The organism is Alkaliphilus transvaalensis ATCC 700919, assembly GCF_000621485.1.
GTDB classification, from domain to species: domain Bacteria; phylum Bacillota; class Clostridia; order Peptostreptococcales; family Natronincolaceae; genus Alkaliphilus; species Alkaliphilus transvaalensis.
On the sequence record NZ_JHYF01000013.1, the window covers coordinates 81,674 to 99,602 of the forward strand.

At 33.5% G+C, this 17,929-nt stretch carries 17 protein-coding genes; 3 read left to right on the forward strand and 14 right to left on the reverse strand.

What is annotated here, in order from left to right:
• Positions 1-245 precede the first annotated feature (245 nt).
• The 5 genes from T335_RS0110070 to T335_RS0110090 form a co-directional block, all read right to left on the reverse strand.
• Complete coding sequence (locus T335_RS0110070) at positions 246-1,154, reverse strand: hypothetical protein (RefSeq protein ID WP_051569254.1); 909 nt, start codon at positions 1,152-1,154, stop codon at positions 246-248.
• Positions 1,155-1,325: 171 nt separating this feature from the next.
• On the reverse strand, positions 1,326-2,561 hold the full coding sequence (locus T335_RS0110075; RefSeq protein ID WP_026477437.1) for a metallopeptidase TldD-related protein: 1,236 nt from the start codon (positions 2,559-2,561) through the stop codon (positions 1,326-1,328).
• 12 nt (positions 2,562-2,573) lie between these two features.
• The gene (locus T335_RS0110080) at positions 2,574-3,911 is read right to left on the reverse strand and encodes a TldD/PmbA family protein (protein ID WP_026477438.1); all 1,338 of its coding nucleotides are present in this window, start codon (positions 3,909-3,911) and stop codon (positions 2,574-2,576) included.
• A gap of 222 nt (positions 3,912-4,133) precedes the next feature.
• Positions 4,134-4,880, reverse strand: coding sequence for a DUF2087 domain-containing protein (locus T335_RS0110085; RefSeq protein WP_026477439.1), 747 nt, complete (start codon positions 4,878-4,880; stop codon positions 4,134-4,136).
• Positions 4,881-5,079: 199 nt separating this feature from the next.
• Positions 5,080-5,958 carry a polysaccharide deacetylase family protein gene (locus T335_RS0110090; protein ID WP_026477440.1) on the reverse strand — a complete coding sequence of 293 codons (879 nt, stop codon included), beginning with the start codon at positions 5,956-5,958 and terminating at the stop codon, positions 5,080-5,082.
• Between the two features lie 190 nt (positions 5,959-6,148).
• Between T335_RS0110090 and T335_RS0110095 the strand changes: the two genes are divergently transcribed.
• The 3 genes from T335_RS0110095 to T335_RS0110105 are packed head-to-tail and all read left to right on the forward strand — an operon-like array spanning position 6,149 to position 9,764.
• Positions 6,149-6,865, forward strand: coding sequence for a response regulator transcription factor (locus T335_RS0110095; RefSeq protein ID WP_026477441.1), 717 nt, complete (start codon positions 6,149-6,151; stop codon positions 6,863-6,865).
• Complete coding sequence (locus T335_RS0110100; RefSeq protein ID WP_026477442.1) at positions 6,852-8,243, forward strand: sensor histidine kinase; 1,392 nt, start codon at positions 6,852-6,854, stop codon at positions 8,241-8,243. Before T335_RS0110095 ends, T335_RS0110100 begins: the two co-directional genes overlap by 14 nt.
• Positions 8,244-9,764, forward strand: a complete 1,521-nt coding sequence (locus tag T335_RS0110105) for a hypothetical protein (protein ID WP_026477443.1) — start codon at positions 8,244-8,246, stop codon at positions 9,762-9,764. It begins immediately after the preceding gene.
• 114 nt (positions 9,765-9,878) lie between these two features.
• On the opposite strand, the gene T335_RS22670 is transcribed toward T335_RS0110105, so the two are convergent.
• From T335_RS22670 to T335_RS0110150, 9 genes are all read right to left on the reverse strand, one after another.
• On the reverse strand, positions 9,879-10,346 hold the full coding sequence (locus T335_RS22670) for a zinc ribbon domain-containing protein (protein WP_026477444.1): 468 nt from the start codon (positions 10,344-10,346) through the stop codon (positions 9,879-9,881).
• A 148-nt stretch (positions 10,347-10,494) separates the two neighbouring features.
• Entirely contained in the window at positions 10,495-11,433 is a 939-nt protein-coding gene (locus T335_RS0110115; protein ID WP_026477445.1) for an alpha/beta hydrolase, read from the reverse strand.
• 135 nt (positions 11,434-11,568) lie between these two features.
• On the reverse strand, positions 11,569-12,480 hold the full coding sequence (locus T335_RS0110120) for a pseudouridine-5'-phosphate glycosidase (protein ID WP_026477446.1): 912 nt from the start codon (positions 12,478-12,480) through the stop codon (positions 11,569-11,571).
• Positions 12,481-12,517: 37 nt separating this feature from the next.
• Positions 12,518-13,624 carry a PfkB family carbohydrate kinase gene (locus T335_RS0110125; RefSeq protein ID WP_026477447.1) on the reverse strand — a complete coding sequence of 369 codons (1,107 nt, stop codon included), beginning with the start codon at positions 13,622-13,624 and terminating at the stop codon, positions 12,518-12,520.
• Positions 13,625-13,874: 250 nt separating this feature from the next.
• Positions 13,875-14,504 (reverse strand): TetR/AcrR family transcriptional regulator, encoded by a 630-nt coding sequence (locus T335_RS0110130; RefSeq protein WP_026477448.1) that lies wholly within the window; start codon positions 14,502-14,504, stop codon positions 13,875-13,877.
• Between the two features lie 41 nt (positions 14,505-14,545).
• A complete protein-coding gene (locus T335_RS0110135) occupies positions 14,546-14,947 on the reverse strand; it encodes a hypothetical protein (RefSeq protein WP_026477449.1) in 402 nt (133 codons plus the stop codon).
• Between the two features lie 44 nt (positions 14,948-14,991).
• Positions 14,992-15,393, reverse strand: coding sequence for a hypothetical protein (locus T335_RS0110140; RefSeq protein ID WP_026477450.1), 402 nt, complete (start codon positions 15,391-15,393; stop codon positions 14,992-14,994).
• Positions 15,394-15,854: 461 nt separating this feature from the next.
• Entirely contained in the window at positions 15,855-17,147 is a 1,293-nt protein-coding gene (locus T335_RS0110145) for a HAMP domain-containing sensor histidine kinase (RefSeq protein WP_034328227.1), read from the reverse strand.
• Positions 17,140-17,826 (reverse strand): response regulator transcription factor, encoded by a 687-nt coding sequence (locus tag T335_RS0110150; RefSeq protein WP_026477452.1) that lies wholly within the window; start codon positions 17,824-17,826, stop codon positions 17,140-17,142. Before T335_RS0110150 ends, T335_RS0110145 begins: the two co-directional genes overlap by 8 nt.
• Positions 17,827-17,929: the final 103 nt, after the last annotated feature.

The following is a 17,929-nucleotide window of genomic DNA, read 5'->3' on the forward strand; positions in this document are numbered from 1 at the left end:
TTTTGCTTTTTACATTGTGTTATAAAATCAGTAAATTTTTCTATTAATTTGTAGTTCTATTCATAATTAAAATCTCCTTCTTTTTTTACGCAATTTTTACAAAATTCTTAATAAACTGATAATTCTTCTTTTTCCTTATCAAAATCAAAAAAAGACAAACTTAAAGTAAAAAAAATCCCTTAAACGATATTGTCTAAGGGATAATCTCTTTTTACTATTTTTTTTTGAAATTAATGCTATAGATGCTATAATAGTAAAGCAAAATAATTGGTTATTCTATTTAATGTATCGGATAATAGGGCATCCACTCTTTCAGTAACAGCTTCTTGATAAGGTCGATTTACCCTTTCGACAACTGATTCAATAGCTTTTTCTTTCATTTTTTCTATACTAATTAATAAATCCGATTGATCCTTTACTTCAACTAGCAAATCTCTATAAGTATTTAACAACTTATCTAAAGAACCTTCCTCCAGTTGTGCTAATGCCATTGTATTCGTAATATCTAATTCTCTTCGTTGCGTTGCTGGAAGACTAACGTTAGTGGCTGATAATTTAGATCTAGCTTGATAAAATTTTTCTTCAATAGATAGATGTCCCCTTACTTTTTTCTCATTATGTTCAACATAATCCTCTATCAGGGAATCAAAACCTTCCTTTAAATCATCAGTTAAATATTTTTCACTAAAAAGTTCTAAAGCTTTTGTTGATGCTATCAATTCCAAACGTGCTTCATGGGAAGTTAACTGTTTATTCGTTCCGCTAAAACTAATACCTGTAGATGTCAAACTATCTAATCCATCGGTGATCTGTTTAAGGATATTTTCTAACTCATATGCTTCTTGATTTGTCATCCCCTCGAATCCACCTTTATCATGTAAATACTGACTAAAGACCAACCATTGGTCTCGTGGTCTATAAGAAAAAACGTCATTTGGATCAGCCTTTTTCACATTATAATCATTTAACAAAAATTGTTCCATAGAATTATTTAACTCAATATACTCATCTGATATGGTAAGAGAAAAAGCTTCACCATTTAACTCTCCCGAAATAGTTTGTCCTGCCAATAGGGAGTTATTGGTTTTCATGTTTCCTTCAGCATATCTAGCAGAAACTACACCTTGGTAAGTAAGATTAATTCCAATACTCATAAAGTTCTTCCTTTCATCTTATATTTAGTACCATATATATACAATGTCGGTTTATTTTACTAAACTCTTTAATTCTTCTAGTAATATTTATACAAAAACTAACTGCTCCATAAATATTCTTCTTAATAGCACAAAAAGAACACCTACATAGTAGATGCTCTATCAAATCGTCTATATCTTAGAAACATTCATTTCCGTTACAAAATATCTTTCATTTGAAAGGGGTCCTATTGTATCTTTACTAACTCCTACAAAGTCCTTACCAAACATGTCAAACAAATTAGATGAGATAGTTAGTTCAGGTAATCTGCCTATCATTTTCTCTCCGTCAAATAAAAAGGCTAATTGTACAGGACTACCAAAATTCCCTTGGGGTGTAAAGTCTCCTCCTGAAGCTACCATAACTAATACCCCTAGTTGGCCCCCCAATAATTCTTTTGCTGTGTAAGCAGACTCTTTAATCTTTAAATTTGGATATCCAATCGTTGGAACACCATCATATTGTGCCGTTGCTGCTCCTGATAGAGGTAAATTGTACTTGTTTGCCACCTTTTTATCTGTGTAGGGAGCAATAAATACACCATTTTCAATTAAGGCAAACCTATCATTATGATTAACTGTACCTTCCGCATCAAAGAATGGTACCAAAGTGGTATCTTCAAAATTCTTAGTTTGATATAGGCTAAAGCCATCATTAAATAATTTTTCTCTGCTTTTACCACTCAAGATGGAGCTTCCTGTTCCGAAGATATTACCATTTAAATCCTGCATCAATTTTCGATAAATTATCTCCTCACCAGTAGAGAATATCACAGGGATTTTTTCTTTTTTAGGAAGATCCACTTTATTTTTATAAGCCCCACAAATTTGATTTACTAAATCAACAGTAAGTTTACGATTATATTTTCTGCCATCGAAACCAACAAAGCCATCCATGATGTTTATAGATGATTTTTCCTTAAAAATTAAAGATACCTCTACAGCCTTATCAAGATAGGATAAATCTAATCCATTATCATTAATCATTTGATATTCATGTTCTCGTATCTTTAATTTATTAGAAAAATAAAAATCTGGCTGCTCTTTTCTAATTTCCCTTAACAGTCCTTCAAATTCCTCAATTATCTGTTCCTCCCTTATTATTTCCCCTCGTAAATCCTCCCTTCTTGAAAGATTTCCCTTTAGTTCATAATGATAAGAAATTTTATTATTAAACCCTTCAGCTGCTTTAGCTTCTAATTCTTTTTCATCATATTTTCCAATTGCTCCTGAACAGCCTATATAACCATCTTTGTAAAGTCTTAGACTTGTTTTAACGATCTCCTTTTTCCTTACAGATTCTATTCTACTCTGAACAACATTCACAGACGTTTCTTTTACCTTGCTAATATATTTTTCTTTTAACATGACCCATCCCCCCTATTGAACATTAAGATTTTTAACTCTAACATAAGGACCGCCAAAGCCCACAGGCAAAGGATACTGTTCCATCTTTCCGCACCCACCTGTAACAAAGGATAGAAGTTCCACTTCGTCGGATACGCCATCAATCTCTCCTAAGGTCTCCATAACATTTCCACTTAAAACAGAAATATTAACTGGCTCTGCAATTTTTCCATCTCTAATGTAATAGGCTAATGAAGGAGCTATTGTAAAAGTAGACATCCCAGAACCATGATTGATAGTGTAAACATAGATCCCCTCTTTAATCTCTGAAATCAACTCTTCTTTTTTCTTTGTACCTCTTTCAATATAGGTTGTTGTCATCCTTACAATTGGCTCATATTCAAAACTAACGGCTCTAGCATTTCCAGTTAATTCTTCATGAAGGGATGTAGCTGTTGCTACACTATGAAGTCGACCATTTAATATCCCATCTTTTATAATATAAGTCTTAGATGCCCTAGTCCCCTCATCATCAAAGGGTATGTATCCACTTCCATAAACAGTGCCGTCATCAATGATTGAAAGGATACTAGCCCCTACCTCTTTACCTATCGCCCATTCTCTTTTCATCGTTTCATCACTAACCATAAAGTCTGCTTCACTTTTATGCCCAAAACTTTCATGTGCAAAAACACCTGCAGCTAATGGTGATAAAACTACAGTATATTTACCTGGCTTAACAGGTTTTGCTTCCCTAACAAATCTTTCGCATTCATTGATAAATGCTTTAACTTCATGGCCCAAATTAGCTAGATCATGATAGTTGTGGGAAGCCTTCTGATATGCGTCCATAAACCTATTCTCACCATCTATAAAGTTCATTGTCATAGCAATGCCCGCCAGCTGTGTATCAAATATAATTTCTGATCCTTTACTAGAATAAAATTCTTTAATTACTTTTTTATCGGTATAAACCGCCCTCCAAAATTTAATTAGATTATTGGATTCTAGTAATGGAAAATAGGATTTTATCAGGTCTTGTTTCTCACCGATAGTAATATTTGAAACGCTGTTTTCCTTATAGTTCAATAGTTCTTCTTTATTAATTTGAAAGTTTAACACATGTTGATTTTTATCAATTTCCCCATTGGGCTTCCCATACCTTGCAAGGATTTCAATTTCCATTTGAATACTTTCTACATCTGATGTCGAACTATAATACCATCTCTCTCCATCGAAAACCCTAATAAAAGCTGCCTTATAGCTTCTGGTTTTCGATTCTTGTATTTCACCTAATTGATAAATAATATTTGTTTCATAAACATTTTCTATCCGTACATCTGTATACAGATTTTCTGGAAATTTAAACATTTAGATTCCCCCTTTTATTATTTTTTATTAAGTCTCTTTATGCCTTTCCCCTGTTAGCTATATTATTTATATTTTACATGATAAAGTTCTTACTTAAAACAGTCCTTAGACTATTTTTTTCTCAGCCTTTAGTCTGAGATTTTCTAAACCATTGAAAAATAATTATTCCACAATTGGAAATCCCATGAGAATTATCTCCCATGGGATTCAGTAATCAATTTTTTATTTTAGCCAATAAGTTTTACAATCTTTGGTTCTTTCCATAAATCTATAATCTATTAAATAACGTCTAATAACTACATAATCATCAAAAATCTCTTTTAATATCTCATTTAATTCCTTCTCTGTATAACGTTTCCCAACTTGAAGTTCCTCTGCTATTTTAGCTAAAATTACAATCTTTTTCTTTTCTTTTTTGGGGAAAGTTTTAAGCTTCAAAGGGGATAAACTCTCAAATGTTGTTTTTAAGATTTGCTCTTTTTCTTTTTCTGTTGTGATGTATCGATCATCCACCATCACTGCATTACTATGGATAGGCACAATCATCTCTTCACTTGATAACTTCTTTTCCATAACTTGTTCATAGATTGCTAAATACATTTTAGCTTGTTTAGCTTTTTCTCGAAACATAAACCTCTGATGCCTAACTGTAGATGGCGAAATGCCTAGTTGTTTTGCAATGTCCTTATCCGAAAAATCAGCATATATTAAAGATAATATTTCTTTTTGATTTTCTGTAAAAGTATTATACTTAGATTCTGTGTTTAGTAATTGATTAAAATTATCACCATGTTCAGCTTGAACATGGATTTTGACAGCCCTAACTGCTTCAAAGAATCTCTTATCAAATTGATAAATTTCCCCTGTCTCAAAATTCCTATTACAAACATTACAGATATAAGAACTGCTATCTTCATTAAATCTATAACCTTGCTTTAGTTCTTCTACAGAAAGTTTTTCTATTTCCATACCAATCACTCCCTCAATACAGTTTGTTTATATTATAAACATATTTTATAATTGTTTATGATATATGTCAACACTTAAACTGTATTTAGTACTTAATAACTTAATAAATCTATACATGCAATATATCTTTCTACTAATTATCATTACAGTTTAGTTGGGATTTAATATTAGGGATCGCTATCAATTTTGGAGACATATGTTAAAAGTTTGATTCATCAAGAATCTCAAAAACATAACCCTGTGACATAATATATTCAATGAGATCTGGCAATGCATCAACCGTCGTTTGCTTTGTGTTACTATCATGCATTAAAATAACAGCTTCTCTTTTATTTTGAAGGGTTTCCTGTAGTCTTTTTAATTGCTTTTCAGGTGAAACATTATTCCCTTCAGCATCTCCATTTACTACATTCCAATCTATATTAATATAACCTGCTGCTGTTACAGCTTGGCGGAAGGGCTTTAATTTTTCTCCAAAGGAACCGCCTGGAAATCTCATAAAACTTGACCGCTTATATTGGCTCCCTAATATTGATGTAAATAGTTCATCTGTCTTTTCTAACTCAGCGATAAGCTTCTTGGGATGAGAATAAATATGTTTATAGTTATGGCTATAGGTATGATTAGCTATTAAATGGCCCTCGGAGTGTATCCGTAATAGTATATCGGGATATTTTTCTGCCAAATCTCCAATAACAAAAAAAGTAGCCTTTATATCATAATCTTTAAGTATATCTAAAATTTGAGGTGTTATTTTAGGGGAAGGTCCATCGTCAAAGGTGAGATAAGCCACTTTAACATCTTCATTTTCCACTGTATCTTCATCCTTCTCCTGAAGATCTTCTTTTACTAAGTCTTCATATGACCCTTCATGAAAATTATCTTCAAAACCATCTGGCAACTCCTGTAAATCTTCCACTACATCCTCCATAGGTAGATTTCCTACTAACTCCTTCTCAACATTACCTCCATCTACAATGGCGGCTGTTTGGAATGGAATTCCCCTAAAGCCTAAAAGACCAGTTATGACAATGGTAAATACTAATAGAATCATAATTGTTTTTAAGTAACCCTTCATCGTTTGTTCCCCCTTGCTGTTTTCATTTCCTACTAAAATTTTATCGTTTTTTGTCGTTTATTGATTTACAAATTGATTAAAAAAGGTTACGAAAAAATTAAGGTTTGCAAATGGAGCTAATAGAAACTAGAAGTGAAGTGAAAACTATAGTACAATATGCTTAAAAATAAATTGATATTAGGTGATTACGATGAAAGACACACAAAAAAAGGTACTGGTGGTGGAGGATGAATCCTCTATTAGAAAATTTTTAGCTATTAATCTTAACAGAAGTGGTTTTCAAGTATTAGAATGTGAAAGTGGAGAAGAAGCCTTAGTTCTATTAGAAAAGGAAGAGGCTACTGTGGCTATTCTAGATGTGATGCTACCAGGAATGGATGGCTTTGAACTTTGTCAAAAAATAAGAAAGACTAATCCCGAAATGATTATTATTATGCTGACGGCGAAGGGTCAGGATATGGACAAGATTATGGGGTTAGAGCTAGGGGCAGATGATTATATGATTAAACCATTTAATCCCCTAGAACTTATTGCCCGCATTAATGCCCACTTAAGAAAAATAGCAATCAATAAAAAGAGTAACCATAAAATGATTGAATTTCATGGTTTAAAATTAGATTTAGATGGCCAAAGATTCTTTAAGGAAAATAATGAAGTTGAGTTAACCCCTACTGAATTTGCCATGATGAAGCTCCTCATGACAGATCCGGGCAAGGCCTTTAGTCGAGATGATATTTTAAATGGTATCTGGGGCAAAGCCTATTTTGGAGATATAAAAACGGTTGATGTTCATATTCGTCGTATTCGAGAAAAAATAGAAAATAACCCATCAGACCCCCAATGGATTGAAACTGTTTGGGGATTTGGATATCGACTGCGGGGAGTGAGGAACAATGAAAAGTATTAAAAAAAGGTTAGTTTTTTATTTTGTATTTATTATCATAATTACCGTAGTTATTCTTGAAATTGTTTTGCTTATTAACATACAGCAGTATTACTATAGTAATCTAGAAGGTACGCTAGTTAATCAGCTCCATACTTCTACAGATCTCTACGAAAAATACTTTTCTGATGCTACATTACAGGAAAATGTCCTTAATAACGTAGATACTTTTTGGAACCAGACCTCTGCCCAAGTAGGCATTATTGATATGAAGGGGCGGGTTTTAATGGACTCCATTGGGGTAATGCCCCCCACCACTGAAGGTATGGAGGATGTCAAAAGAGGACTAGAAGGCCAGAGTGGAAAGTGGATAGGCAATGTCGATTATGATACCGAAAAGGTAATGGCCCTTTCCTCTCCCCTCTACTCTAGAGGCCAGCAAGTAGGCGTATTACGGTTTGTCGCTTCCCTTAGGGAAGTAAATAATGATATTAAAAAAATTGCTTATATTTTTATTGCCTTTGGATTATTAGTAACATTAATCACAGGGTTAGTTAGTATCTTTTTGGCAAATACAATAACAGACCCCCTAGAAGAAGTAACCCGTACAGCGGAAAAAATGGCTGAAGGTGACTATTATGTAGAGAATAATAAAAGGACCGATGATGAAATTGGCAAACTCTCAGATACTTTAAATCACATGGCAAGGGAAATTATAAAAAAGGATCAGATCAAAAACGACTTTATATCATCGGTATCCCATGAACTTCGAACCCCTCTTACTTCTATTAAAGGTTGGGCAGTTACCCTAAAACAAGATTATGAAGATAAAGAAATTTTATCGGACGGTCTTGAAATTATTGAGAAGGAAAGCGATCGATTAACCCTTATGGTGGAAGACCTATTAGATTTTTCTAAATTTGTATCTGGTAAAATTAGCCTTACTATAAAGTCAGTTGATTTGATAGAAATATTAGAGCATGTAAAAAAGCAGCTCACACCAAGGGCATTAAGGGAAGAAATAGATTTTCAGTTCCACTATGCCAACAACTTTCCTTTAATTTATTCTGATGAAAATCGCCTCAAACAAGTGCTAATTAATTTACTTGATAACGCCTTAAAATTTACCCCCTCAAATGGGAAAATCAGTTTATTAGCTAAAGAAGAGGATGGCAAAATCATAATCATTATCGAGGATACAGGTAGTGGTATAGACCCCCAAGAGCTTCCAAAAATTAAAGAGAAGTTCTACAAAGGAAAAACTAGTAAGTCTCAGAATGGAATTGGTTTGACCATCTCTGATGAAATTATTAAAATGATGGGTGGAAACCTAGACATCAGTAGTCAATTAGATAAAGGGACTAAAGTTACCCTTACATTGCCCTTACAGGAGGTTGTATAGATGAGACCCTTTAAACTAATTTGTTCTTTACTGATGATCATTTTATTGCTAACTGCTTGTGTAGGTACTGCCAATGACTTAAGTATGCAAATAGTTCCTCCTAAAATTACAGATATTTCAATTGGTGGCACCTGGGAAGTTGTCGATGTATTAAATCAATCTTCTTTTACTGATGAAGATCAGCAATGGCTGGGTAAGCCCATACTGTTCTCTAGTCAATATGGAGTAATAGCAGATTACTTTATCAAGGATATCAGTTACCAAGTGAAGCGAGTAAATGCAGATGAATATCTACTTTATCATTATAAAGCCTTTCCAGAGGGTTATCATTTTTCTGAAGAAGAAATTGAAGTAATTACAATTATGGATCAAGATGTTTTGTTTGCTGAGATTTTGAGAGAACATGGAGAGCATTTAATATTAAAAATCAATAATGACAGCTTTATCTTGAAAATGGTTTCTCAAGAAGTCGATGAAGAACTGTTGAAACAACGACAACAAGAAAACAGCCTAACAGAGTTGGTTGAAAATAACCCACAATCTACTTTGCTACGTACTGGCGTATTTATAGGTCTACGTCAAGACATCGAAGAAAATCAAGGTGAGATTGAAAGTCATCTGTATAGAACCCTTTGGATCGCTTCTGAAAATAAAGACTTGTATTCTTTTTTAGAGACGGAAAATATATTTTTCCCAAGACGGAAGGGATTTTGGAAAATGGAAGTAAATAGAGTACTTGAAGGCAATAGAATTGAAGATTTGTTAGTCTCTAACAATATTCTAAGTAAAGAAGCGTATTATTCCTTAGATAACATAACTCATCAATCTCTTCTACAACCAAGTAAATTAGAAGTCATCTATCGAAAAATTAATTATATCAGTAATGATTATGTTTCCATTGAAGAGAAAGTTTTTCAACAATACAAAGAAGAGAAAGTTTTACAACGGGAAGGATTGCATATTTTAGCCATTGACAGCCTCCCCAATATTAGAAGGATAAATATATTAGATTTATTAGGGAGTTCTGGTTTAGAGGCCATAGAGACTGGAACAAAGAAAATTTTAGAGCAAAATAACGAGAATAATTTACTCCTTCAACAGAACTTAGGAGAAAACTTTGGCCTCGAAAGAAGATTTGGACATTGGTTTTTAAAAGGTCGAGTCAATTTTTATGAGGATGACCAACTGAAGACTTCAGATTATAATATTAATCTTATCCCCCCCTCCGAACTGGTCTTTTATGATGACTTAAGCATTCCCTGGACATCTGTAAAGGATAGGGTCCCTGCTACCCATGATCTCTACACCTCTCCAAACAAAGATATTGCTTTAGTTGTAACAAAAGATGAAATAATGGTGTTTTCAATAAAAGGTAGAAATCTACAACTAGAACCTTTAGAGAGGATTCCCTTGAAGGATGGCGAAGTTGTAATTATGACAGAATGGGCAACAGGTCTATATGTAGAAAGTTGGCAAAGAACCTTTGAGAATTATGTTTTTGAAAATTACCTTGATGACTAATTTAAAAATAGTTGCAAAAAATGAAATAAGCAACTGGTGGAAATTTATTCCCTAGTTGCTTATTTGGGGTATATATCAATTCTTGTATATGATACTAAAATTATGTATTATTTATTAAATTCCCTTACCACAGTCCTTGCAAAACTTAGCATCTTCATCATTTAGAATACCACAACTTGGGCATTTAATTTTTATTACTTCTTTAACAATATTTTGACTTTTTTTATTATCAGTAATACGCTTACCAACATCCACTTCCTCAATGGCATCCTTCAGCATTCCCCCTGCCATCTTAGTCCATGGCTTTACATCTTCCCTTGCCTTTTTAGGGTCAAGCACTAACCCAGAGCCTGCAACGCCCATTCTTCCTATGCCCATTAGTACAGAGCCTGCAACCATTAAGATCATTCCAGTAACTGCCCTGCTAAATTCTTGTTGTGCTCTTTGCTCAAAATTATGGAAGTCACCAAAGTTAGCGGCACTTGAAAGAAACGTTGATAAAAACATTATTATTCCAATGGCTATTAGCACCATACCTAAGTAATACATAATCTTTCTACCACCTGAAATATTATGATCCATAAACTCCCTCCTTTTTATTCCATTTTAACATATGCCCTACTTAATAGACACTATTTCATTGTTATTACTTCAAGTACTAATTATACTACAAAAAATCCCCCAACTTTTCAAGTCGAAGGAAATTTTAATGTCCATTTTTAATTTAAATTTAAAAGTTTGTTTCTACATTTTTCTCTATCCAGCTTACAACATCATAGAATACTTCTTCTTTACCAATTTCATTTAATATTTCATGTCTTTTGTCTTGATAGAGCTTAAGATCTACCTTTTCTATTTTTAGATTAACATAATTTTTATAGAGTTTTTTAACTAAAGTGCCGTAATTCCCTACAGGGTCTTCCTCCCCTGCAATAATGAAAATTGGAAGTTCTTTAGGAATCCTATTTAATCTATCAGCATGATATAGTTTTGTAAGGCCTTTTAAAAAATAATAATAAAAGCCTGCTGTAAAAACGGTTCCGCAAAGGGGGTCTTCTTGATATTTTTTAATCTCTTGGTCATCCGATGTAAGCCAAGCAAAATTTGATTCACTCTCTTTAAATTTCTTATTATAGTTATAAAAGCTCAAGAAATCTAACAGCTTGCTTTTTTTATTGTCATTAAAAAGGATTTTTTCCATGTAGGCAATGGTTTTACCAGCATATACATCTAACCCTGTCCTTGCGGCAGAACCACATAGTATAATTCCTGCCAGCTCATTTCCATATCTCATAATGTATTCTTGAGCAATAAAAGAACCAAAACTATGGGCAAAAACAATAATGGGAAGCCCCTTATGTTTCTCCTGAATTAAATTCTTTATTACAGCTTCATCCTCAACAATTTTATTAAAACCATCTTCACCTATACACCCTAGGTTTTCAATACTTCCTGCTGTTTTACCATGACCTCTGTGGTCATCAGCATAAACAATAAAGCCTTCATTGTTAAGGTACTTTGCAAATTCTTTATATCTACCTGCATGTTCTGCCATACCATGGAAAATTTGTACTACTCCTTTAGGTTCTTTAACTTCATCCCAACAATATACAAAAATCTCTTTACCATCTTTCCCCTTAACAAAAAATCCATCACTGATTTTTCCCATTATGCTTCCCCCTATTGGTTTAGTGGCTAAAGGTTTTCATTTTTTATGCTATATTTTATTGAAGAAATTGAGTTAGCTAATTACCAATTTACTGCAGCTTCTTTTTATCATGAAAATCTCAAAATTACTAAATTACTATAGTTTTTGCAACTCTACAGCGATGGCAGAACCTACCCTAGCATTGTTGTAAACTAACTCTATATTAGCCTTTAGACTATCTCCTTTTGTAATCTCTTTTAGATAATCTAGTAAAAATGGAGTAACTTTTTTCCCTTTAATCCCTTTTTCATCTGCTTTTCTTAAGGCGTCTTCTATCGCTTTGTTAATAAAATCTGGGTTTAGCTCATACTCTTGTGGAATTGGATTTCCAATTACAACTCCACCCTTTAACCCCATAGCCCATTTGTCATAAATGAGTTGTGCCATTGTTTTAGCATCTTCTATTTTATAGTCGGCCTTAAATCCACTTTCCCTTGTATAGAAGGCTGGAAATTCTTCTGTACCATATCCCAATACTGGTACGCCTTCTGTTTCTAGATATTCTAAAGTTAGACCTATATCTAGTATTGATTTTGCTCCTGCACATATTACTGCCACCTCTGTATTGGCTAGCTCCTTTAAGTCAGCAGAGATGTCAAAGGTTTCTTCTGCACCTCTATGAACCCCACCAATACCTCCTGTAACAAAGACTTTGATCCCTGCCATTTTTGCAATAATCATGGTGGATGCTACTGTTGTAGCGCCATCTAGCTTATTAGCAGTAATATAGGGTAAATCTCTTCTACTGGCCTTTACAATAGACTTGGCAGTAGCAAAATATTCCAGTTCTTCCCTAGTAAGACCTGCCTTTAATTTTCCTTTGATAATTCCTATAGTTGCAGGAACCCCTCCCACTTCTCTAACGATTGCTTCTACCTTTAGGGCTGTTTCTAAATTTTGAGGATAAGGCATACCGTGGGATATAATAGTAGACTCTAAGGCAACAACTGGTTTTCCAGTTGCTAGTGCCTCTTGTACCTCTGGACTAATTTCTAAGTATTGTTTCATATCTATTTCCTCCTTTTAAGTTGCTAAAATATTTTTCTTAGTATTCCTTTACATCAATAGTCCCTGCGTTAATAATTTTTTGTATCTCTTCTTGAGACATACAAGGATTAATAGTGCTGTAGCTTCCAATGGCTATTAAAGAGGCTGCAGTGGCATAAATTGTGGTCTCCTCTAGGTTCCTCTCCTCTAAGTGACTGTCTATAAGACCTGCCATAAAGGCATCGCCAGCGCCTGTTGCTCCTTTTATTTCTTTTAGACTCCCCTTAACCACCAGTTCCTTCTTCCCATCGAAGGCATAAACACCCTCTTGCCCCATACTAATGAAGACTCTTTTAATCCCTTTTTGAAGAAGGACTTCTCCTGCCCGCCTCACATCATTTAGGGTTGTCACCTTCATATCTAAGAGCTTTGCGACTTCATAAATATTGGGTTTTAATGTATGAATTTTGTCTAGGGAATCTTTAATTCTCATTACCTTTGTTGTAGAAACAGCATCACAATAAATAGGGATTTCTTTTATACTACTACATAAGTGGTCTATGGTCTCCTTTGGAATATTAGTATCAAATACTAATAAGCTTGAGTTACTAATCAGTAGTTGATTTACGTCAATGAAGGTGGGGTTTAATTCTTCATAGATGTCCATTTGAGAAATAGCCACCTGCATATCATGATCTTCATCCATTATTGAGAGGTACATGGAGGTGGGATATTTTTTTGATATATGAACATTTTTCATGTCTATTCCAACAGCCATTCCCTCTTCTATCAATTTTCTTCCATAGAAATCATCCCCTACTGCCGATAGTAATCGGACGGGAATTAATAGGCGGGCAATATTTTCTGCTATATTCCGTCCTACTCCCCCTAATGAAGTATCAATTTTACCAGGATTAGAGTCCTTTAGAATGAGTTTTTCCTTTGGGAACCCTTGTAGGTCTACGTTTGACCCACCCAGCACCGACACTGCTTTTTCTTCTGTGACAATATATCCCTTACCTTTTATATAGCCTTTTTTCATGAGGTTTGCTATATGGACTGCCACCGATGATCTATTAATATTTAGAAGATCGGCAATTTCCTGCTGAGGAATTAAAGGATTATTTTTAATTATTTCAAGTATTTCTTTTTCTCTTGAAGTCATTTTATCCTTCCTTTTTATAAACTTTAGTTGCTAGTTATAAACTTTAGTTTAATTTTATAATATTTGTTTAGATAATTCAAGTCTTTGTAAAAAAAATATAAATTAAATCTATAAATGTTAGCTTTTCCTAAAAACAATAAATTCTCTACATTTTTTAATGACAACTCACTACTTCCCTTTTATAATACAGGTTCTTATCGACTTGATTAAGGATTAATTCAGCGTTATGGTATTATATATTAGCATTATTTTAATCTATTTTAATCCCTTGTTTAACCAATTCAATTGTCTGATCAACCAATTTATAATAGTGTATTTCATCCATTTCATATAAGTCTATAAATTTATTTCTACAATAATCGCCTAGAGCTATGGATAAAGATGTTAACATATAAGCAATAAAGTCTATATCAATATTAGAATTAATTTCTCCCTTATATATTCCTTTTTGAAGTAATTCTTTTAAGAACTCATTACTTTTCTCAATCCCCACTCCTAGTATCTCCTCTTTAAATTCTCTATCAGTGTTCTTAGCAAAGTCATCGCTAATTAGTGCTAGTTTTGGATTTTCTCTTAAAAATTGTAAAGCAACCCTATATAATACTCTAAGTAATTCAAAAAAATCAAGGCTACTAGCTTTTATCTGACTTTCTCCTAGATAGCTAACTTTCTTTATACTAGCCACTTCAATAATATACTTAAATAAGTCCTTTTTATCTTCGAAATATTGATAAAAACTTCCTTTAGCTATACCTGCATTTTTTACTATATTACTTATACTAGCATTTTCATACCCCTGTCGACTAAATTCATCAATGCTAACCTCTAAGATTAAGTTGCGTTTATTTTCTTGTAAATTAAAATAGGTATTCTTAGGCATATTGATCCGCTCCTTTAATTAAATACTTTTACGAACAATTACTAATAGATAAAAATTGCTAGTAAAAGTATTACTAGTCCAAATATTCCTACCCCTATGTCTATTAGTAAAACGTCTTTCCCCTTGTCTTTTCTTAACATCTTAGCAACCCAAACCTGAAATTTTTCGTAATTAAAGATAAAGATAATTGATTTAATCGCTATAAAAGTAAATAAGATCGCTAGTATAATGGAATAGGGAATATTACTAACTATATGTTTATACCAAGTAAAACCTACTAAAAGAAAAGCAGCTACAGCTACTGGAACTATCCATACAGGACGACGTTCAACGTATGTTTTTTCTAAGAAACTATTTTCATCCCAGGGTAGTAGATGCATATAAACAGGCTTTAGGAAAGCTATCGTACCAAATAATATCCCCAAAATTTTAAAATAATTCATTTTATCCTCTCCTCCTTTAACCATCTATTAAGGATTTCATATCTCTAATAGACAAATATCCCCAAAAGTACCAGAGCAATTCCTAAGACTGTTGTAGCAATATTAATTTTTACAATTATGCTTCTATCATCTATTAAAGCTTTTTTTACAAACTTTCTGAAATTATCATAATTGAATAAAACCTGTGATACTTTAATGAGTGTTGAGGTAATAACTAGAGTCAAAATAATTGAAAACCTAACATCACTAGTTAGCTCCATATACCAGGTAACTCCTACAACAACTATTCCTATAATTGCAACAAACCATATCCATAAAGGTCGCTTCTGTGTGTAGGCGTGATTAAGTTCAAAATCGTTCCATTTTTCCGGTATTAAGTGTATTAGTAACCTAACACCAACCATTAGTAACCCAAACACGATACTGAAACTTTGAAAGTAATTCATCTTTTTTTCCTCCTCTTTGATCTTTATTTACGTTCCAATTGCGGGGCTAAAATACATGTAGATTTAATCATGGAAATCTTTATGACTATCTAGTCATGTGACTATATAGTCATAATATGTTAAATTTCTCTAATTGTCAATAAGTAAATTTTTTGATCTACTCAAGACACAAAAAAGCCTTCTCAAAACTTAAATAGCTTGAGAAGACCCAACAATTAATTCGTCAAATAAAACTTTACAACTTAGCATCAAATCCATCTGCATTCATCTCTTTTATTCCACAATTGTATAAAATAACCAACATATTTCTCATGTACATCACCACTAGCATAAACTTTCGAATAAGCTCTTAGCTGTAAATTCGAAGTAGACCTATCATTAAAACATATTACTATAATCCACCTGTTTATAGATAGCGTTTGATATAAGCAACCATAACATAAATAAGTGTAGCTATACCTTCATTCTAACTCTAACTGAAACCAAAAAACACTACCTTTACCCACTTCTGATTCAACTCCATAATCACCACCGTGGATGTCTATCATTTTCTTTACAATAGAAAGTCCAAGACCCGTACCCATAAGAGCCCTTTTGTGTTTTTGATCAACCTTGTAATAGCGATCCCATATATATGGTAAATCATCTTGACTGATGCCGTCTCCATGGTCAACCACCTCAATCCTCACACAATTTCCCTTAAGAATTTGGCGCATAATAATGGTTTTATCCTGACCGCTATATGTAATTGCATTTACTAAGATGTTATAGAAGGCCTGTGTAATCTTTACCTCATCTGCGTATATATAGATTTCTTCGTCATACGTAAATTGCAGGTGATATCCCTCTTTTTTAGTAAGTTCTTTAAATCGATTGATGGTTTTCCTTATACTTTCAGTCAAATTATAGTTTGTCTTATTTAGTTTTGTTATACCTGTCTCAAAACTTGAAATATCAAGCACATCATTTACAAGAGAGGTTAGTCGCTTTGCTTCGTCCATAATAATTTGACTTTGTTCTGATGTAACTTCATGAGGAAAATCATGCATCATCTCGGCATAGCTATAGATAAAGGCAAGGGGGGTTCGTAGATCATGGGAAATATTAGACATTAACTCTCGACGCATTCCCTCCACCTTAGAAAGTTCTAAAGCAGTAGTGTTTAGAGTGTCGGCTAACTCTCTAATTTCTAAAAAGCCTTTACCTTCAAACTCAATTTCGTAGTTACCCTTTGCAAGCACTTTAGCACTTTGATTAATCTGCTCAATGGGATTTGATATGTGTTTTGATATGATCATTGCCAGCAACGTAGCGAGAAGTAGTATAATTCCCGTTATAATTAAAAGTTGCATTTGAAGGGTAGATACTGTAGCATCAACTGGTGTTACCATTGCATGAAAAGTAAGAGAAATTTTACTTCCATCAGCTAAAACAAATACTTTTTCCTTCGTAATCGATTCAGGCTGCCTACGGTTGTGTAGGTCGGCCACTGGCCTAGCCGGTGGTATAAAATTTCTTGTTGGCCTTACAATGATCTCTTTATTTAGTTCAAGGTCGTATAAAACATCTTCAAGCTTTGGGCTATTGATGTTTTTCTCCACTAACGTAATCCCTCTCTCTATCTCAATCTTACGAATCATCTTATACATGTCACTTAAAAATACCGTTTGAAATATCCATAGGATAACTAATAGCAAAGCACAAAATCCCAAAAGGAATCCGAATATTTTCCATTGTAATTTAAGTTTATCCATCGAACCGATACCCCAATCCTCTCAAAGTTTTTATATGATACGCATAAGGGCCTAGGGATTTACGCAACAATTTCATATGGGTGTCCAACGTCCTATCATCGCCATAATAATCAAAACCCCACACTTCTGACATGATCCTTTCCCGTGGTACAGCAATGTTTTTATTACGTATTAGAAAAAAAAGTAGGTCATATTCTTTGGGAGCCATATCTATTTGTACTCCATCAATAGACACCTTATATGCAGTGATATCGGCCTTAAACCCATCTTTTTCAAAGATGATATGCCCATTGTCTTCTGACTTCTTAAGGCTGCTTTTCTCTACTCTTCGTAAAATAGCACCTACTCTAAGCATAATTTCCTTTGAAGAAAATGGCTTAACAACATAATCATCCACTCCAACCTCAAAGCCCAACACCTTATCATATTCCTCACCTCGAGCAGACAACATAATTACCGGGGTATCAGAGGTTTTACGTATTTCCTTTACAGCCGAGAAACCGTCAAGTTCTGGCATCATAATATCCATAATAATTATATCAAAGGTATTATTACGGCAAAGTTCTACAGCTTCCATACCATCTCCTGCCTCGGTAACTTCATGGCCTTCAAATATAGCATAACGCTTAATTACAGCACGAAGTCCTGCTTCATCATCACATATTAAAATTTTAGCCATTCTATCCCATCCCTTCTAGAACTACTTTGGGAGCACAAGAAAACTGATAATTGCCTATATAAAGCTAAATCAATTTATTTGTATAAATGCCTTTACAGTTCTA